At 55.0% G+C, this 18,585-nt stretch carries 15 protein-coding genes; 10 read left to right on the forward strand and 5 right to left on the reverse strand.

Annotation, left to right across the window (positions count from 1 at the left end; all coding sequences use genetic code 11):
• Positions 1 to 211 precede the first annotated feature (211 nt).
• Positions 212 to 1,921, forward strand: a complete 1,710-nt coding sequence (locus HW115_RS03855; RefSeq protein ID WP_178931240.1) for a glutamine--tRNA ligase/YqeY domain fusion protein — start codon at positions 212 to 214, stop codon at positions 1,919 to 1,921.
• 61 nt (positions 1,922 to 1,982) lie between these two features.
• On the opposite strand, the gene HW115_RS03860 is transcribed toward HW115_RS03855, so the two are convergent.
• The 3 genes from HW115_RS03860 to HW115_RS03870 are packed head-to-tail and all read right to left on the reverse strand — an operon-like array spanning position 1,983 to position 5,793.
• Complete coding sequence (locus HW115_RS03860) at positions 1,983 to 2,660, reverse strand: adenine nucleotide alpha hydrolase (protein WP_178931241.1); 678 nt, start codon at positions 2,658 to 2,660, stop codon at positions 1,983 to 1,985.
• A gap of 25 nt (positions 2,661 to 2,685) precedes the next feature.
• Positions 2,686 to 4,665, reverse strand: coding sequence for a murein biosynthesis integral membrane protein MurJ (gene murJ / locus HW115_RS03865; protein WP_178931242.1), 1,980 nt, complete (start codon positions 4,663 to 4,665; stop codon positions 2,686 to 2,688).
• 24 nt (positions 4,666 to 4,689) lie between these two features.
• Positions 4,690 to 5,793: an L-threonylcarbamoyladenylate synthase gene (locus HW115_RS03870; protein WP_178931243.1), complete on the reverse strand. Its 1,104-nt coding sequence runs from the start codon at positions 5,791 to 5,793 to the stop codon at positions 4,690 to 4,692.
• A 168-nt stretch (positions 5,794 to 5,961) separates the two neighbouring features.
• On the opposite strand from HW115_RS03870, the gene plsY reads away from it, so the two are divergent.
• From plsY to rpoN, 5 genes are all read left to right on the forward strand, one after another.
• Positions 5,962 to 6,657 carry a glycerol-3-phosphate 1-O-acyltransferase PlsY gene (plsY, locus tag HW115_RS03875; RefSeq protein WP_178931244.1) on the forward strand — a complete coding sequence of 232 codons (696 nt, stop codon included), beginning with the start codon at positions 5,962 to 5,964 and terminating at the stop codon, positions 6,655 to 6,657.
• A 27-nt stretch (positions 6,658 to 6,684) separates the two neighbouring features.
• Positions 6,685 to 7,689: an NAD(P)H-dependent glycerol-3-phosphate dehydrogenase gene (locus HW115_RS03880; RefSeq protein ID WP_178931245.1), complete on the forward strand. Its 1,005-nt coding sequence runs from the start codon at positions 6,685 to 6,687 to the stop codon at positions 7,687 to 7,689.
• A 93-nt stretch (positions 7,690 to 7,782) separates the two neighbouring features.
• The gene (locus tag HW115_RS03885; protein ID WP_178931246.1) at positions 7,783 to 8,319 is read left to right on the forward strand and encodes an NUDIX hydrolase; all 537 of its coding nucleotides are present in this window, start codon (positions 7,783 to 7,785) and stop codon (positions 8,317 to 8,319) included.
• A 23-nt stretch (positions 8,320 to 8,342) separates the two neighbouring features.
• Positions 8,343 to 9,155 carry a tRNA threonylcarbamoyladenosine dehydratase gene (locus tag HW115_RS03890; RefSeq protein WP_178931247.1) on the forward strand — a complete coding sequence of 271 codons (813 nt, stop codon included), beginning with the start codon at positions 8,343 to 8,345 and terminating at the stop codon, positions 9,153 to 9,155.
• A 132-nt stretch (positions 9,156 to 9,287) separates the two neighbouring features.
• Positions 9,288 to 10,700, forward strand: a complete 1,413-nt coding sequence (rpoN, locus tag HW115_RS03895; protein ID WP_178931248.1) for an RNA polymerase factor sigma-54 — start codon at positions 9,288 to 9,290, stop codon at positions 10,698 to 10,700.
• 7 nt (positions 10,701 to 10,707) lie between these two features.
• Here rpoN and HW115_RS03900 read toward each other — a convergent pair whose 3' ends face one another.
• The gene (locus HW115_RS03900) at positions 10,708 to 14,097 is read right to left on the reverse strand and encodes an SUMF1/EgtB/PvdO family nonheme iron enzyme (RefSeq protein WP_178931249.1); all 3,390 of its coding nucleotides are present in this window, start codon (positions 14,095 to 14,097) and stop codon (positions 10,708 to 10,710) included.
• Between the two features lie 211 nt (positions 14,098 to 14,308).
• Here HW115_RS03900 and HW115_RS03905 point away from each other — a divergent pair, with 211 nt between their 5' ends.
• Positions 14,309 to 15,094, forward strand: a complete 786-nt coding sequence (locus HW115_RS03905) for a M48 family metallopeptidase (protein WP_178931250.1) — start codon at positions 14,309 to 14,311, stop codon at positions 15,092 to 15,094.
• 88 nt (positions 15,095 to 15,182) lie between these two features.
• Complete coding sequence (msrA, locus tag HW115_RS03910; RefSeq protein WP_178931251.1) at positions 15,183 to 15,845, forward strand: peptide-methionine (S)-S-oxide reductase MsrA; 663 nt, start codon at positions 15,183 to 15,185, stop codon at positions 15,843 to 15,845.
• A gap of 141 nt (positions 15,846 to 15,986) precedes the next feature.
• On the opposite strand, the gene HW115_RS03915 is transcribed toward msrA, so the two are convergent.
• Positions 15,987 to 16,478 (reverse strand): 8-oxo-dGTP diphosphatase, encoded by a 492-nt coding sequence (locus HW115_RS03915; RefSeq protein ID WP_227021250.1) that lies wholly within the window; start codon positions 16,476 to 16,478, stop codon positions 15,987 to 15,989.
• Positions 16,479 to 16,954: 476 nt separating this feature from the next.
• Between HW115_RS03915 and HW115_RS03920 the strand changes: the two genes are divergently transcribed.
• Both HW115_RS03920 and HW115_RS03925 read left to right on the forward strand, forming a co-directional pair.
• Entirely contained in the window at positions 16,955 to 17,251 is a 297-nt protein-coding gene (locus HW115_RS03920; protein ID WP_178931253.1) for an ArsR/SmtB family transcription factor, read from the forward strand.
• A gap of 30 nt (positions 17,252 to 17,281) precedes the next feature.
• Complete coding sequence (locus HW115_RS03925; protein ID WP_178931254.1) at positions 17,282 to 18,583, forward strand: permease; 1,302 nt, start codon at positions 17,282 to 17,284, stop codon at positions 18,581 to 18,583.
• Positions 18,584 to 18,585: the final 2 nt, after the last annotated feature.

An 18,585-nucleotide genomic window follows, 5' to 3' on the forward strand; every position in this document is an offset into this window, starting at 1 on the left:
GACGATGCACCTGAGTATGTAGGAAAATCCAGCGGTTGAGACAAGTGGTTCGCCCCCGTAACCTCTGGGTACAAGTTATTCAACTGCACAAGCAAACCTCACCCTCTCGCCATCCGAGGGCCCCTCATTCCTCGCCACAGGCAAAAAAATCCGACATCCATGATTTTACGGCTTTTTCTTTCCCTTTACCCAGCGTAGAAATCCGCCGAACATGAGCAAGGACAGCAAGATGCCAGAAAAACTCGATTTTATCCGCGATATCATCGCCAAGGATTTGGCCAGTGGGAAACACGAAACCGTGATCACCCGCTTCCCACCGGAGCCGAACGGCTACCTCCATATCGGCCACGCCAAATCCATCTGCTTCAATTTCGGCATCGCCCAGGAAAACCAAGGCGTCGATGCCCGCTGTCACCTGCGATTCGACGACACCAACCCGGAAAAAGAAGAAAGCGAATACGTCGAAAGCATCAAAAACGATGTGCGCTGGCTCGGATTCGATTGGGGAAGCGAAAGCGCGCCCGACGAGCACCTCTACTTTGCCAGCAACTACTTCGATTTTTTCTACGACTACGCCGTGCACCTGATCAAGGAAGGCAAGGCCTACGTCGATGAGCAGTCACCCGAGGAAATGAAAGCCAACCGGGGCGACGTCAACACTCCGGGAACCCCATCCCCCTTCCGTGATCGCCCGGCCGAAGAAAGCCTGGCGCAATTGGAAAAAATGAAAGCCGGCGACTACGACGACGGCTCCATGGTGCTGCGTGCAAAAATCGACCTCAGCTCGTCGAACATGAACATGCGCGATCCCGTAATCTACCGGATCATGCACGCCACTCACCACAATACCGGTGACGACTGGTGCATCTATCCGATGTACGACTTTGCGCACCCGCTCGAAGATGCGCTCGAACACATCACCCATTCGCTCTGCACCCTCGAATTTGAAAATCATCGCCCGCTCTACGATTGGTTTATCGAGAACTGTCCGGTTCCTGCGACCCCACGCCAGATTGAGTTCTCCCGCCTGAACCTGAGCTACACCATCATGAGCAAGCGCAAGCTCCTGCAACTCGTCAACGACGGCCACGTCAGTGGCTGGGATGACCCCCGTCTGCTCACCGTTTCCGGCATGCGCCGTCGCGGCTACCAGCCAGCAGCCATCCGTAGCTTCTGCAAACGGGTCGGGATCACCAAAGTCAACAGCGTGACCGACATGTCGATTCTCGAGGACGAAATCCGCAATGAGCTCAACCAGTCGGCTGAGCGACGCATGGCCGTACTCGACCCGCTGAAAGTCACCATCACCAACTGGCCAAGCGACGAGCATGTCGAACAAGTCGAGGCCCCAAACAACCCAGCCGATGAACAGGCTGGAACCCGCCAGGTGAGCCTGGGCAAACAGCTTTGGATTGAACGAGACGACTTCATGGAAGACCCGCCGAAGAAGTTTTTCCGCCTCGGCCCTGGCCGCTCGGTCAGACTTCGTGGTGGCTATATCATCACCTGCACCGGATACGAAAAAAATGACGCCGGTGAAGTCACCGAAGTCTTGTGCGAGTTTATCCCGGGAACCATCGGCCAAAACCCACCGGAGGGCATCAAGTGCCGAGCCGCGATCCACTGGGTGGATGCAGCAACAGCCGTCGATGCCGAGATCCGTCTCTACGACCGACTCTTCACTGCCGAGAATCCGGACGGCGAAGAAGGAGGCTTTCTCAGCTGCCTGAATCAGGACTCTCTGAACATCATCAAACACGCCAAGCTCGAAGCTAACCTGAACGATGCCCAACCCGGCGACGTCTACCAGTTTGAGCGGGTTGGCTATTTCTGCGCCGAGCTCAAGGATCACATCCCGGGCGAGCAAGCAGTTTTTAACCGTACCGTCGCCCTACGCGACTCCTGGGGGAAAAAGAAATAGCGAGCGGCTTGAGCACGACATAGAGCCCATGTGCCTGCCACATGGGCAGGCGCGAGATCGTTCAAGATGAGGCCCCTGGCAGCAGATCCGCGAACACAAATCCTTCTCTCTCGACCACCTCACCCAAGTGAAAGGGAACGGGCTTTTCATACATCGGCCCGTCGAAGGAGAAGCTGTGAAACTCCCCATTCTCACCACAGGGGTCCATACCATCAGGGAGTTGACTGAGAAAATCGGCATCATATTCCTTGCCTGCCAACTCCACAGGAACTTGCTTCGGATCAACACAGGTAATCATCGCCCGCAAGCCCGACGCCAGCATTTCTTGGGAAAGCTCTTTGGTATCCAGCCCCCAGATCGGAAACATCGGCTGAATGCCTGAGCCCTCGAGTTGTTTCTCGCGATATTGACGTACATCTTCCAGATAGAGGTCCCCAAAAGCCATGTATTCCACGCCACGCTCGAGACATCTGGAAACGAAGTCCCCCATCCGCTCTTCGTAGTCTTCATTCGTGCATGGGTAAGGAATCGGGATCAATTCCAGTGGCAAACCGGCACTTTGAGCCTGAGCTTGCACCAACTCATTCCGAACCGCGTGCATCGCCACCCGGTCAAAGGCTTCATTGACCGTGGTAAACAGCCCCAATAGCTCCACCTCGGGGTCCTGCTTCAAAACATGCAAGGCCCAGGCACAATCTTTGCCGCTGCTCCATGATAGTAATACACGCTTTTTCATCAATCGTTCTGCTGTGTGAATGAGTTCGTTACCCTCGTTTAAATCCGGCTTTCAGTTCGGCCAGGCTGGTGGCCTTTAACGATAAGGCAAGAAAAGCATAGGCAATCAAGCCCAGTCCCACCAAGAGACCCAATGCCACACACTGCTGCCAAAAGGCAGCCTCCAGCCACCCACCGACCAGTTGCAAACCAAACCAGACGATCACCCCCATAGCCATACTGGCAGCCAATATCCTCACACATCGCTGCCAAAATTCCCTCCCGGGGTGAACCAAGCCGCGCAAGCCCCTCGCTAACAAGGCCACATTCACCCAGGCCGAAACGGAAGTCGCAATCGCTATACCAACGTGCCCAAGAGGCCCGAACAACAGCAAGCTGACCACGATATTCACAACCACGGTCACCGCAGCCATCATCATCGGCGACTTGGTGTTTTCCCGGGCAAAATAGCCAGGCTGTAGCACCTTGATCAGCACATAGCCGGGAAGCCCGAGAGCAAACCCGCGCAATGCCAACCCGGACTGAATGGCATCATCCGGAGTAAACTCACCACGCTGAAAAAGCACCGAGATGATCGGAACCGGAATCACCAACATCGCCACCGCAGCAGGTAAAGTAATCAAAAGCCCTAACTCCATGCCCCGCACCATACTGTCCGATGCCCCTTTCGCATCATCCCGGCGAACCAAACGCGTCACCTCAGGTAGCAACACCACCCCGAGAGCAATCCCAATCATCCCCAAGGGAAGTTGATAAACCCGGTCCGAATAATACAGCCAGGAAATCGCGCCCTGCTGGAAGGAGGCGATAATCCCTCCGACCAGTAAGTTGATCTGTTGGATGCCGGCAGCCAGAATACCCGGCCCCATCAACAGGAACAGACGCTTGATCGAGCCATCCAGAACCGGCTTGTGCACCTTGATCTGGTAACCATTGCGCCGACACGCACCGTAAAGCATGACAAATTGCAGCACCCCGGCCACCGCCACACACCAGGCACAAACGTGCGCCGGAAGTTCAGACTTCATCGCCCCGACAAAAATACCCAAGCCCGCGATAAAGACCACATTCAGTAAAATCGGAGCCGCCGCCGGCACCCCAAAAATTCGGAAGGTATTAAGAACGCCACTCAGGTGAGCCACCAAGGCCATAAACAACAGATAACTGAAGGTGATCTGGGACAAGCGGACCGTAAGCTGAAAAGTATCCGGGTGATTGCGAAACATCCGAATCTCGCCAGCAGCGGGATCCGCGCCCGGCACGCGGACAAGCTCCCCCTCGAACCAACCAAACCCATGGTCTGATGGCAAGCGGAGGTGCACAATACCATCGCCAGTAACCTTCCAAACACCAGCATCCGAGGCAAAGCCTTCGATCGACGGGTGAGGATCACGCTTCTGACGTTTCGCCCGTTTGGCTTCCTGCAAATCATAAGCATGCGCCACCTGCTCAATCTCCCAAGCTCCGCCGCGCTCACCCGCGCCAATAAACCGAGGCACCTTCGATGGCTTTTCTTCAATATACCTCAGGTTTTCAAAGCGAACCGCACCCTCAGATCCCTTCGGCACCTGAAAATAAACATCCCTCATGCCGTCCACCCGCAACTGGAACGACTCCCGTTCCGGAGTCTCCACCGCCGATACCGGCATCTCGACTTTCGCCTTAAATCCAGGAACCACCACTCCCATGATCTGGGACATGAAGGGGATGGCCACCACCGTGACCACCACAAGCATCACGAGCAGAGTCGAAAAGGCATTCGAAGCAAAAGCCATCGCTGGCTCCTCGCCCTCTTTTTCCAACCTCCGGCCAAACATCGGCACAAAGGCCGCATTAAAAGCACCTTCGCCAAAAATCCGCCGAAACAAGTTGGGGAAACGAAACGCCGAGAAAAAAGCATCACCAAGCAGACCCGAACCAAGATAGCGGGCAATCAGAATGTCCCGCAAAAAACCAAGCACCCGGCTAATAGCGGTAAAACCGGATACTTGCATCAAGGATTTCAACATGGGCACGCTCAGCTTAATTCACCACTAGCTCCGGGTTTGGTCGCCACCCGCCCCGGACTGAGAGCCATAAGAAGCGCGGCGAAGCCGGTCCATGATCGCCACGCCCAGACCGGTTTCAGACACCGGCTCGGCAATGATTTCATCCACCCCGGATTCATCCAATTGCCTCAACACAAAGAAAAAACGCACCGCGGCCTCAGCCAGTTTGCCATTTCCTGGAGAAAGCTCCTCCACCACATCCCAGGCATGAGCCTGAATAAAACCCGCCTTCTCCGACCCACAATAACTCAGCAAGGCGTAACGCTTGCCAGCCTCAGGTTTGAATTCCGCCGCATTTCGAAGCACCCGAAGCGGGGTCCTCGGAGCATAATGCGCTGCCAACTGCCCGGGAACCTCCGGCGCTTGCTGCGTCGCCTCTGGATTCGCCTGGGCCCGATCTTTTCTGGAGAGCCGCCGTTTGGGGCGCTCCACCTTGCCAAATCGCTGCAACATCTCCTTGGTTACAGGCCCCGCACGCAAGAGGTGCAACACCGGTCGCTTTTCACCAGCCTCAGGCCGGATAATCGTACTCTCCAAGCCCTCGCGGCACGCCCCGCCATCAACAATCGCCGGGATCCTCCCGCCAAGCTCTTTTTCCACAGCCGACGCCGAGGTCGGACTGATACGACCAAACCGGTTGGCACTCGGTGCCGCAATCGGTCTCCCCAAGCCTCTGACTACGGCCTTCATGATCGGGTGACCACTCATCCGGACCGCCACCGTGGGCAAGCCGCTGGTCACGATATCCGGCACGCAGGATTTTTTTGGTAAAACCAAGGTCAAGGGACCAGGCCAAAAAGCCTTCATCAGCTTTTGCACCACCGTCTCCAATTCTTCCGGAACATCCGCCACCTCTGCCACCTGCTCATACGAGCCGACATGCACGATCAGCGGGTCAAATTCAGGGCGTTCCTTCGCAGCAAACACCTTGGCCACGGCATCCGCATTCAAAGCATCCGCTCCCAGCCCATAAACCGTCTCCGTAGGCAAGGCCACAACCTCTCCTGAATGCAGCAAGTCTACCACCTGCTGAACCACCTTTTTTTGCTTCGACGGATCAGAAGCATCAATCACACACGTCTCGTTCACGCGCAAGCCCTAGCCTACCCAACGAAAAATGAGAAGCGAAATAGCTTCCGCCCCGGGTTTTAAGCCATTCCCTACCACTAGCTTCTCCACGCCTTCTCGAATCTCCCATTTACACATTTACGGATTGGCATTCCCCGGCACCAGCACTAGCATCCCGCCTACACCATCATGACACCTCTCTGGATACCACCACTGCTTGCCTTTCTTATCGGCTCCATCCCCTTCGGGTTGATTATCGCCAAATCCAAAGGCATCAACATCCGCGAACACGGTTCCGGCAATATCGGCGCCACCAATGTTCTGCGCGTCGTCGGAAAAAAATACGGCATCACCTGCCTCATCCTCGATCTCCTCAAGGGCCTGATCCCCACCATGGCTGGTATCAGCCTGATTACCTATGCAGGTGCCAGCGGAGCCATGGGCCTCAGCTTCCTCAGCCCCCTCGCCCATGAAACCACCCAGGGGCAAGCTCAAGCACTCCACATCCTGACAGCTCTCGCCACCATCCTTGGCCACAACTACTCGCCATGGATTGCCTTCAAAGGAGGAAAAGGCATCGCAACCTCGGCCGGAGCCCTGATCGCCCTGATGCCGGCTGGCGTGCTCATTCTCATCCTCGTTTGGGTCGCGCTGTTCTACGCCACCAAATACGTGTCCGTTGCCAGCATCGGAGCAGCCCTCAGCCTGCCGTTCATCACCTTGTTCGGTTCGTGGTTCCACGGTAAATTTCCTGACGGAAACTGGAACAAGCCACTCTTCATCTTCTCCATCGTGATCGCCCTGCTCGCCACCTGGCGGCACCGCTCGAACATCAAAAACCTTCTCAATGGCACCGAACACCGCTTTGAGAAAAAAAAGAAGTAAACCAGCCCTCTCACCTCTATCTCAGCCATGATATCCACTGAAAAAGTCGCCATCCTCGGTTCCGGCTCTTGGGGCACAGCCCTCGGAACCCTGCTCGCCCACACCTTCCAGCAGGTCACCATGATCGGACTCGAAACCGATGTCGCCGAAGACATCAACACCCGACACCGCAACGAGCGTTATCTGCCGGGCCTCAGCTTGCAGAACAATATTCAGGCCAGCACCGAGCTCACATCCACTCTGGATGCATCCCTCATCCTCTTTGTCATCCCCACATCGGGAATGCGCAAAGCCGTCGAAGCTCTGGCCGCTCATCCGGTCCCCCAAGACACCGTGCTCATGTCCTGCTCCAAAGGTATCGAACACGACACCGGGACGCGCATGAGCGAAATCATCCGCGAGCATTTCCCCAACAACCCACTCGCCGTTCTCTCCGGCCCCAACCACGCAGAGGAAGTCTCCCTTGCCCTGACATCCTGCGCAGTCATTGGTTCCAAAGACGAGCAGCTATCAGCCGACCTTCAGTCCATCTTCTCCACCCCTTTCTTCCGCAGCTACACCAGCGATGACATGGCTGGCATGGAACTCGGCGGAGCTATCAAAAACGTCTTCGCTCTGGCTGCAGGCATCGCATCCGGACTTAAACTCGGTGATAACGCCATCGCAGCCCTCGTCACCCGCGGTCTGGCCGAAATGACCCGACTCGGAACCGCCCTGGGAGGACAAGCCGAAACCTTCATGGGGCTCTCCGGCATCGGAGACCTCATGGTGACTTGCTACTCGTCCCACTCACGTAACAACCGGGTGGGCAAGGCCCTCGGCGAAGGCCAACAACTCGATGACATCATTGCCAACCTCGGCATGGTCGCCGAAGGCGTGCCCAATACCAAATCCATCTACCGGGCCGCCCGCAATGCAGGAGTGCGCACCCCACTGATCGATGCCGTTTATTCCATCCTCTACGAAAACCGTTCGGCTAGCTCCGTCCTCAAAGAACTCCTCTCCCTGGACATGCGCAAAGAAACCGACTAAGCGCCCACCCGTTGAAGCTGATGCGCCGGCGACTGATTGAGGCCAATCAGCCCTACCTGCAATCCGCCACCTCACCCGATCAAGCAATCACCGATGAATTCATCATCCGTCAAAACTCTCGCCGAGGGAAGCTACCTCGGACTCTACTCCCGAGACACATGGGAGTTCGCAGCACGCCCGAACTCCACCGGAGTCGTCGGCATCCTCCCCATCACCGATGACCGCCAATTGGTCCTGGTCGAACAATACCGCTTCCCCATGGACGCAACCGTAATCGAAATCCCGGCAGGTCTCGTTGGCGATGAACCTGAATTTGTGGATGAATCCCTAGCCGAAACCGCAGGCCGTGAACTGCTTGAGGAAACCGGATACCGCGCAGGAAGCGTCACCCACCTGCTCAGTTCCCCCACCTCAGCAGGAATGACCTCGGAAACCACCCACTTCTATGCCGCCACCCAACTGGTTCGCGAACATAGCGGCGGCGGAACCGAACACGAAGACATCACGGTTCACCACGTCCCCTTTGACCAGATCAGCAACTGGTTGGCGGAACAAGAGGCCTCGGACATGCTTATCGATTTCAAAATTCACGCCTGCATCTGCCTCGCCCAACAAAAGGGAATCCTGTAAGCAGTCGCTCCACCCCATCAAGCATGAACTCCCAGTCATCACCCCGGTTCGGCGGTATTGCCCGACTCTACGGAGAACCCGCCCTCGAGCAATTTCAACAAGCCCGTGTCTGCGTCGTCGGCATCGGAGGAGTCGGGTCGTGGTCCGTCGAATCTCTGGCTCGCTCAGGAGTTGGCCACATCACCATGATCGATCTCGACGAGATCTGCATCACCAATATCAACCGCCAACTCCACGCCATGGATGGCGAAATCGGCCGACAAAAAACAGCCGCCATGGCCAAACGCGTCGAGGCGATCAACCCCGACTGTCAAATCCACTGTCTGGAAACTTTCTTCAGCGAACGTAATGCCGATGAAATCCTCGACAGTGGATTCGATTTCGTCATCGACGCCATCGACCACGTGCGGGCAAAATGCCTCCTGCTCGCGGGGTGCCACCAGCGCCAGATTCCAGTCGTCGCTTGCGGAGGCGCCGGAGGGCTGACCGACCCCACCCAAATCAAAATCGACGATCTCTCTCGCTCCTACAACGACGCCCTGCTCAATCAGGTGCGCAAAAACCTGCGCAGCAATTACGGATTCCCGGCCGGTGGAGATCCCCAAAAAAAGATCAAAGCCAAAAAGTTTGGTATCCCCTGCGTTTTTTCTCCCGAATCCCCGGTCTTTCCCCAGTGTGACGGCAGCGTGTCCATCAATCGTCCAAGCTCAGGGGAAAAACAAGGAAACCGACTCAACTGCGCCTCCGGCTTTGGCAGCATCACCCACATGACTGCCACCGTCGGGCTGTTTGCGACCTCACAATGCCTGAAAACCCTGGCTACACCCAAGGCATAATCGCCAGCGGGGCAAACTCGACCTTTAAGGCGAAACATGGCATAAAATCTGCTACATGGTGATTGCCAAGAGCTCTCGCCCTCCCTAGATTGCCTTTGTTCTCGCAGCAGCAACGAGAGCCAACCACCCGCAATGGCAAGTTCAGGAATCCAGCATGGCATGCAGCAAGGCATGTCCCAACAGCAAACTTTGTCGCCCCAGATGCGGCAAAGCCTGGAGATCCTACAAGCGAATACACTGGAGCTGAGCCAACTACTGCATCAGGTTGCTGAGATGAACCCCACCCTGGAAATTCAGGAAGACTCGGAGCACCTCGAGGAAATCACTCCGCCGGATGCCGAACACGATTACGAGAACCTTTCCGAATTTGATGATACCTGGCGCGAAGAACAAATCCTCACCCACGGCACCCATCAAGCCAGCGCCGACGACGAAGAACGCCGGGAGTTTCTCTACAACTCGATTGTTGCCCCCCTGACCCTGCAACAACACCTTTTAGACCAACTCAACCGGGCTGGAGTAGGAGAAGAAAAACAGGCCGCCGCCGAATACCTGATCGGCTGCATCAACGACCGAGGGTTTCTGGATGATCCCCTCGAAACCCTGGCCCCCTTATCCACGTTCACGCTGAAAGAGCTACGCTCTGCCCAAAGCCTGCTTCAAGGCTTTGACCCTGCGGGTGTGGCTGTGGAAAACCTGACCGAATCCCTCCTACTCCAACTGCAACTCCTCGGCCGGGGAGGCTCCTTGGAAAGCCGCATCGTCGACCAGTATCTCAACAAACTCGCGCGGCGCAAATTGGGCGACATCGCCCGGGAACTCGGGGTCTCTCAGGAAGCCGTTATCCGGGCAGCAGAACGCATCGCCTTACTCAACCCCGACCCCGGTGCCGCCTTCGATGCCACCTCCAACCCACATGTCACTCCCGACCTGGAACTCAAGCAAGACAGCGATGGCCACTTCTACGCACAACTCACCGGGGACCACTTGCCAAAACTCAGCATCAGCAATCACTACAAAGACCTTCTCGCCAAGCTCAACAGCGACCCGAAGGCCCGCAAGTACCTCCGCGATCATATCCACGAAGGACGCCAGATCATTAGCGCAGTTAGCCAGCGCCAGGAAACCCTACTCAAAATTGGTACGGAAATCATCAAGCGCCAAACAGACTTCCTTGCCCACGGCCGAAGTAAACTTCGCCCGATGACGATGCACGACATTGCAGAAAGCATCGGCGTGCATGCCGCTACCATCTCCCGGGCCGTCGCAGGCAAGTATATCCTTACCCCCCATGGTTTGATTGAACTGCGCTCATTTTTCACCTCCGGCTACACCACTCAGGAGGGACAGGAAATCTCCAACACCGGAGTGAGAGAAGCCATCCAACAACTCGTCACCAACGAAGACCCAGCCAAACCGATGTCGGACACAGCGGTCGAAAAACATCTTCACAGCAAAGGCATCAAAGTCGCCCGCAGAACCATCGCCAAGTACCGCGACCAGCTGGGGATTCTACCGTCGCACCTGCGCAAACGGCATAGTTAGACCTACATTACTCAATCACCACCCGGAAACCGACGTTGTATACTTTCTGATAGTCTGGATAGGCCAAGCGGAAACTGGACGTTGCACGGTGTGGTCGATCCCTCCAGGAACCACCACGCACAACACGCAAGGGTCCCTTATCCGCATCGCCTCCTTTACCCGCAATCAATGGATACGGCTGGTAAACCGAACGCGTCCACTCAGCTACATTGCCATGCATATCGTAGAGTCCCCACGGGTTCGCTTGATACTGCTTTGGCTCCCTGGCAAGAAACCCTCCGTCGTCGATTTCAGCCACATAAGGGACATGGGCTTCATAACGATTGGGATTAGGCATAATCACCGTTTCAAAATACCGGTATTTTCCTTTCGCGGTATCATCAACGTAGTCTTCAAGACTCTTGTCCGCCAAGTTCGCAAAAGTTGAAAAGTCTGCTCCGGTATCCCCATAGGAAAACGGTGTCCCCTGGCCGGCCCGGCATGCCCATTCCCACTGAACTTCGCTGGGAAGCTTGACTTGTTTTCCTGTTTTCTTCGCCAACCAATCACAGAACTCCATCGCTTGCTTCCAACTCACCCTGACGGCAGGCAAGGCATCACCATTGACATCATAACAAGGCTGACCGAACTGATATCCATGACGGTCTTCAGCCCGACTATGATGAGCGTCGTCGAACTGCCGCATCTGGGCATTAGTGATCTCAGCCTCGGCCATCCAAAACCCTCGCTTGATCTCCTGTTTATGCATGGGTAGTTCATCCATCCCACCGGCGGCCGACCCCATGGTGTAATGCCCGGCCGGAATGTAGACCAATCGAATCGACTGCCCACCTCCAAGATCCAGAGTGATCGGCTGTTTTTGTTCTTTGCCGACCTGACTCGCAAATTCGAGAGTGCCCGCCATTCGCAAATCCCTCACTTTTTTCTGGTCGGGAACCACACGCTTCGGCACATCCTTCGGCATGGTGGGATTGGTATGACCGAAGGGTTTGCGGTACTTGGAATATTTCTCGGCCAACTCATTGGAACGCTTCATGCCGACCTCGACAGCCTTCGCTACAGGCAGCCCCTTCACAACATCCATCCGGTTGCCATGGTAGGGGGTATTGAGATCAATCCACTGATAGATTGTCCGCCACTCCTTCTCACTCAAACTCACTCCATGATGCCCCTTTTTCAACATTTGCACCAACTCCGTGCTATCCGCACTGAACTCCTTTGCCGTCAGCAGCGCCATATCACTTTCAATCCCCGGCCCCCGGGCCATCCGGAACAATTGAAAATAACCCTCGGAAAAACGTCCACCATAGCTAGGGTGAGCCGACCCGGAATAGCGAACCCGCCAATCCTTGAGTAGATCCGCTCCCAGATAAGGAATTGCCTTCTTTTGATAGTCATGACGCTGGGTCACATAACGACCATCAGCAGGTTGACCATCGTGGCACCCCATGCAGTGCCGGTCCACAATCGGCTGCACCTTGGCCGGATAACTAAAGTTTTCCACTTTTGCTAACCAGGCATCCAATGCCAGAGGATCGGACTTCGAAGCTTCCGTCATCTTAGGCAACGGACTCTCGTGAGAGCTCTCATGGCATCCGACACAGGACACCCTCTCACCCGGCTGACCGATAAACCACGAACGCATCAACTGCAACGCCTGGCCATCCTTATCCAAGGGCAAGAGAAAGATCGGCGTATTCGCGGGGATCGTAAAATGCACCGACCCGTCCGCATTCACAGGAACGGTTCCCAGAACCTTTTTGATATCCCAGGGGCCGTCCATCCCCAAGGTGCCCAACAAGCCACCGCTTCCCTTACCCGGATAAGGTGAACTCGGAGAAAACTCATAAGAACAAACCTGAAGCTCTTTAACCTCTCCACGAGGAACCCCCTTCAAACCCGGCCCGTGATAGATATCCTGAATATAAACGCTGGCGGTGTTTTTACTCTCATTCACACGCTCAGCAAGCACCGGCGGCGTAGGTGACTTTTTCAGAGGAATCGGCTCAAAAAAACCATAGCCCTCTTGTTCCATCAGTAAGGTCCGGTTGTCAAAAATATCGACCAGGTAAATCCCCCACAAGGCCTCGGGTGAGGGCTTCATCGATACCAGAAAATACTTACCCGCACCCTTGTTACTTCCCGATTGAGCCAATGGATAGGGTTGGGTGATTTGCGGCCATATCCCGTCAGCCAGTCGATCCCGAATAATTGGTTCCACTTTTTTGCCATAGCCGGGGACCTCCTGCACAACGCCATCCGCCTCATGCTCTCCCAAGTTCGGATCCACAATCAACATTCTACCGGTCCGGGAGTTACCATGGTGACCTGTCGCAATACCGACCACCTTGCTCGCATGCCCAGGAATCGGGCGCGCGTAAAAAAAGGATGTTGGAAAATAGGAATTGGTGAACAGATAGGACTTCTGGCTCGTTCCATCCGGGTTCATGCTCATCAAAATCCTGGAATTGGAATGCGGAAGGTCACTGTATTCCCACCGCAGATAGAGCACCCGACCATCGTTGTGAACCGTAGGGCACCATGAACTGTCCTGGTCAAAGGAAAGCTGCCGAATCTTCCCCTGCTCCGGAGACAGCCGGTAAATGCTCGACATCCTCGGTTTACCATCGATGCACGGCATCCCACAAAACGAAGCCGTTGAAGTGAAGATGATATCCCCGTCCGGCAAGTAACAGGAATCAAAATGATCCACATCCTTGCCATCCGCATCAGGCGTCAATTGGCTCAGACCTTTCCCATCGACCCCCACTTCATAGAGACGAAACGCACCACTGGCATTCACCGAAGAAAACATAATTTTGTCCGCATCAAAATGCAGATCCAGATCACTGATCAAGCGATTTTTGTCATGCTGATAGACCATACGGTAAGAACGATCACCATCGATTTTACGAACCCCTTCTAAGACCCCAATCTCACTAGGCAGGTTCTTTTTGGCATTCCACATCGAAGAGAAATTTCCTGCGGTCATGCCAATACCCGCCCCCATCGACGTCCTGTCTCGCGGAGTCGGCAGACTCCGGCGAACCAACAACACATTCTCAAAATCAAGTGCCGGGTTACTCAACAAAGCCCTTCGTTGCAACAACGCCAGAGACTTCTTTCCCTCCTCTGTCTTCCCGATGCTTCGCACCGCACTCAACTGCGCGAGATATTTCTCACCATCATAGACGTTTCCATGCTCGGCCTCCATATCCTCAATCGCACGCTGCAGAGACAGCAACTGCTCATCCCAAGTCTGAACCTTGATCACCTCCTTAAACGGCACCGATGTCCGGACCCGAGGCAAGGGCTTGGTTTTTTCAGACTCCGCAGCATCCAGCCCCCCCAAGCCAGGCACGCACAACACGCCACACACAAGTGTCAAAGCCTTCATGTCAAACAGACTTTCCCTAATCACAGGTAAATCAAGCATCATATTGACCTATAATACAGGTTGAGGAGGTGAGACTTTTCATCAAAATGACGCTTTATAACATCCCGCAAACAATCTTATGACAGTCTGATTCACCATCAGCTTAAGATCCACCTTGCCTAAATATCCCAGACGTTTAGTATTCTACTCAGTCGTGTTCACTTCCCGCTCCATGGTACTGCTGCTCATCATCTGCTGCAGTTTTTCTTCTTGCTCCTTCCGGCCCGCCATTGATTCCACCACGGGTGAAGTCACCTCCCGCGCAGCAAGCTCGGTGATCCGGACCCATGGTGACTGGCAATTCAACCGGATTAAGAAACGCAAAAAAATCAGCCATGACCCTCGCTACACCGAACCAGTCGAGCGTGTCGCCAAGCGTTTAAAACAAGTCATCGACATGCCTGACGCCGAATGGGAGTTTGTCATTTTCGAAGACCGCTCGGCCAACGCCTTCGCCCTGTCGGGAGGAAAAGTGGGCATCAATACGGGCCTGTTTAAAATCGTGGATAACGACGCCCTTCTGGCGGCCGTCCTCGGCCATGAGATCTCCCATGCAACGGCCAACCACTCCGAACTCAGAATGTACCGCACGCTGGGAGCCATTGCCCTCGGCGCCGCTCTCTACGCGGTGCTCGAAAACAACGACGTCGAAAACCCGGGCTACGCCGTCACGGGGTATGCCCTCGCTACCTATTTAATCGACACCCTGCCGTTCTCCAGAAAACAAGAATACGAAAGCGACAAAATCGGAGCCATCTACATGGCCAAAGCGGGTTACGACCCACGACAAGCCGTGGAACTCTGGAAAAAACTCGACGCATACCACAGTCAGAAAAACAAGACACCTCAACCGGAATACCTCCGCACTCACCCGCTGGACCAATCCCGCATCCGGGCACTCGAGGAATTCATGCCCGTAGCCATGCAACACTACAAACGAGCCAAACCAGCACCCTGAGCCAACGCATGAATCCGAGCCCAAGGCATAAGCCTCAGGAATAAATTCGACGCAAAAGCACTCTCACCTGAGTAATCCCCACAAAACCATGCAACGATTCATCACCTTCACCTTGCCTCTCGCACTGATCGGCGGCATTCTCGTTTTCCTCGTCGGAAGCCAAGCCACCTGCTCCCAAGAATCCATGCAAGACAAACAACCCGCCACCCTACCCGCCACCCTACCCGCCGTCCCCGAAGGATACGAAACCGCCACCTTCGCCGCCGGTTGTTACTGGTGCGTAGAGGCCGTATACCAACGGCTCGACGGAGTCCACGCCGCGACCTCGGGCTTCATCGGAGGTCACGTCGAAAACCCGGGCTACGAAGCCGTCTGCAACGGTACCACCGGACACGCCGAAGCCGTGCAACTCATCTACAATCCGAAAAAAATCTCCTACGCCACCCTACTCGACTGGTTCTGGCGCTTACACGACCCCACCCAACTCAACCGCCAGGGGGCCGACGTCGGGACCCAGTACCGCTCCGCCATTTTCTACCATAACGAAAGCCAGAAAAAAGAAGCTGCCGCCTCACGCGACAAAGCCCAGGAAAGTTTCGCCAAACCCATCGTCACCGAAATCACCAAAGCGGGAACTTTCTACACGGCGAAGGTCTCCCACCAAGATTATTACAAAATCAACGGCAACAAAAACCCCTACTGCAAAGCCGTCATCGCACCCAAACTCAAAAAACTCAAATTGGACCGCTAATACCAGCTAATACCAGCGAACACCATTTGAGAGACTTGATTGTCGGAATGGCGGTGTTCATTTGACCCTGAGTTCAGGGCATGACCAGGGAATGACCAGGGAATGCTGCGAGCTACATGACTGAGGCATGCGTCCTCTCCCTTAATGCGCCTGCCAATCAAGCTCATGCCATAACATCGTTTCTCCTTCAAAAATGAAGCGACCAAAAAACTTCCGCCCCGCTAACATACCAGCCAGCCAGCACCGATCATCTTCCCACATTCGGTCGTAGGGAATCTGATCTAAATCCGTCCACAAAGGAATTGCCTCCTCGGTGGCCGTAGGCACCCCTTCGTATCTGGTCGCCATAAAGACATGGCAATGAATGTCCGGTATATCCGACATCGCAAAACACAACTCCCCCATCTTCACCGGATCGAGGGGCGTGATGTGCAACTCTTCCTGACACTCCCTGACAACACACTGCTCAGGCGTCTCCCCCGGGTCAATTTTACCGCCGGGACCATTCACCTTCCCCTTACCAATCCCCCGAAGTTTTTCGATCAATAACACCTTACCTTCCTGAACCACAAACATCAGTGTGGCTGGCATTTCCCCATGCCAATGCTGCCAATCAACCTCCCTTATTGCCATGACCATTTTCTAATCCATCCCCCGAAAATGAAAAGTAGAAAACCAAGTACTGACACGCGAAAACGCACAACAGCACAACACGCCGCAGAATAAACAAGACGATGGCTGCTGTGCTCAGGTATTCGAAATGCGTAGTTGTTGAGACCGTTACCGAGGGAGTTTCCTTGGAAGTCGGATTTTGCCCTAGTCCCAGCGCTGGAATGTATTCTTGAGGCAGACAAAGCCCCCCACGAATCAGCACAGCCCGACATTCCCGCCACTCAAATGCCATAGAATGGCCTCACTTGACATTCACGATTCACGTACAGCCTCAGGCTCTAATTTTAGGACATCCCTTAGGGCTCATGGCGAGGCCATGATACGGCTTGAGCACTCTGGATCAGAACATCCGTATGCTCACGCCAAGATCCAAACAACTGTATTAGGAAAAACCCATTTAATATTTGCCTATTTCGCTAAATGAACAAATATCAGATATGGACGCGACGCAAGCACACCCGATCCCCTGCCGGAAAAGCATTGAGCGACAGGCTGAAACCTTGAAAGCGCTGGCCCATCCGGCAAGGCTGGCCATTGTCCACGCGTTGGCATCCGGGCCGGTTTGCGCCTGTGATCTCGCCGAGCATGCGGAAAGCTCGCCCCCAACGACCTCGCGCCACCTGACGGTGCTTCGCCACGCTGGCATCATTTCCCAAGAGCGCCGGGGACAGCAGATTTTTTACGAGCTGAAGCGACCGTGCGTCCTGACCTTTATTGAATGCTGCAACGACTGATCCCAAGCTTTGGCTGACCACGTAAACGATATGTCTTTTTCCGATCATCGACAGGAGTGGCGCTGGGCCACGGGTATGACTCTCATTTTCCTAGCCGCCTGGTGGCTGCCAGTGGACAGCGTCCGATTTCAGTCAGGGATCGATGAAGCCATGCAACTCACCCAGTGGTATGCTCGGGAGCATGTGGTTTACTGCCTTCTCCCCGCCTTTTTCATTGCAGGAGCTATTGCCAGCTTCATCCGTCAGGGATCCGTGATGAAGTACCTCAGTGCGGAGGCACACCGTGTCACGAGCTACCTGGTGGCCTCGGTCTCGGGCACGATCCTAGCCGTTTGTTCCTGCACCGTACTTCCACTCTTTGCCGGTATCTACCGCATGGGGTCAGGGTTGGGACCGGCAACGAGTTTTTTGTATGCGGGTCCTGCCATCAGCGCACTGGCCATCGTGATGAGTTCCAAGGTCCTCGGCATTGAAATGGGACTGGCCAGAAGTCTGGGAGCCATCGTTTTCAGTCTGTTAATCGGACTCTGCATGGCTACCATCTTTAAAAAAGAAGAACAGGAACGGCAGCAAGCGGCAGCCATGCAATGGCCGGAAGAGGAAAATGAGCGCCCGCTTTGGCAGACACTCACCTTTCTCGGCACCCAGATCAGCATTCTCATCTTTGCCAACTGGGGGCCATCCGACCACTCCGCCTTCGCCCTCATTTACGATTGGAAATGGTGGATCGTTTCCGTCTCAGCCCTGGCGTTGGCTGTGATCCTTGGTCTTTGCTTTGATCGCTCATGGCTCAAAATAAGCACGACAGCCGTAGCGGTGGTTCTCATCTCCATTCTATCCGGCACGCTGGCAGCTTTCTCCGTGGGACTACTCGGCTTGACCTGGATCATTGCCGGAACTGATGGAGAAACCGGAGAGTGGTGGCGACAGAGCTGGAGTTTCACCAAGCTTGTCATGCCCCTGCTGCTTGCCGGTGTCTTTGTCACCGGATTGTTAGTTGGTCGCCCTGGACATGAAGCATGGATCCCGAACGACTGGATCAATCAAGCGCTGGGCGGAGACGGCTTGCTCCCGGTCTTTTACGCCTCCTTTGCCGGGTCCTTGATGTATTTTGCCACCCTAACGGAAATACCTATTGTCGAAGCACTGCAAGGAGCGGGCATGGGCAATGGGGCCGCCCTCGCTCTCCTGCTGGCCGGCCCGGCACTCAGCCTGCCCAACATGCTGGTCATCCGATCCATCCTCGGAACCCGAAAAACCCTCACCTACATCACCCTCGTTGTTATCTTCAGCACCTTCGCCGGCTGGACCATCGCCCCCCTCCTCAACTAATC

This window comes from Oceaniferula marina, from assembly GCF_013391475.1.
GTDB classification, from domain to species: domain Bacteria; phylum Verrucomicrobiota; class Verrucomicrobiia; order Verrucomicrobiales; family Akkermansiaceae; genus Oceaniferula; species Oceaniferula marina.

Bases quoted from the DNA above. Each gene is read 5' to 3' on its own strand.
- msrA (WP_178931251.1), top strand. From the start codon at position 15,183: ATGCAACGATTCATCACCTTCACCTTGCCTCTCGCACTGATCGGCGGC.
- murJ (WP_178931242.1), bottom strand. From the start codon at position 4,665: ATGTTGAAATCCTTGATGCAAGTATCCGGTTTTACCGCTATTAGCCGG.
- HW115_RS03890 (WP_178931247.1), top strand. From the start codon at position 8,343: ATGAACTCCCAGTCATCACCCCGGTTCGGCGGTATTGCCCGACTCTAC.
- HW115_RS03925 (WP_178931254.1), top strand. From the start codon at position 17,282: ATGTCTTTTTCCGATCATCGACAGGAGTGGCGCTGGGCCACGGGTATG.
- plsY (WP_178931244.1), top strand. From the start codon at position 5,962: ATGACACCTCTCTGGATACCACCACTGCTTGCCTTTCTTATCGGCTCC.
- HW115_RS03920 (WP_178931253.1), top strand. From the start codon at position 16,955: ATGGACGCGACGCAAGCACACCCGATCCCCTGCCGGAAAAGCATTGAG.
- HW115_RS03915 (WP_227021250.1), bottom strand. From the start codon at position 16,478: ATGGCAATAAGGGAGGTTGATTGGCAGCATTGGCATGGGGAAATGCCA.
- HW115_RS03905 (WP_178931250.1), top strand. From the start codon at position 14,309: ATGGTACTGCTGCTCATCATCTGCTGCAGTTTTTCTTCTTGCTCCTTC.
- rpoN (WP_178931248.1), top strand. From the start codon at position 9,288: ATGGCAAGTTCAGGAATCCAGCATGGCATGCAGCAAGGCATGTCCCAA.
- HW115_RS03855 (WP_178931240.1), top strand. From the start codon at position 212: ATGAGCAAGGACAGCAAGATGCCAGAAAAACTCGATTTTATCCGCGAT.
- HW115_RS03880 (WP_178931245.1), top strand. From the start codon at position 6,685: ATGATATCCACTGAAAAAGTCGCCATCCTCGGTTCCGGCTCTTGGGGC.
- HW115_RS03885 (WP_178931246.1), top strand. From the start codon at position 7,783: ATGAATTCATCATCCGTCAAAACTCTCGCCGAGGGAAGCTACCTCGGA.
- HW115_RS03900 (WP_178931249.1), bottom strand. From the start codon at position 14,097: ATGAAGGCTTTGACACTTGTGTGTGGCGTGTTGTGCGTGCCTGGCTTG.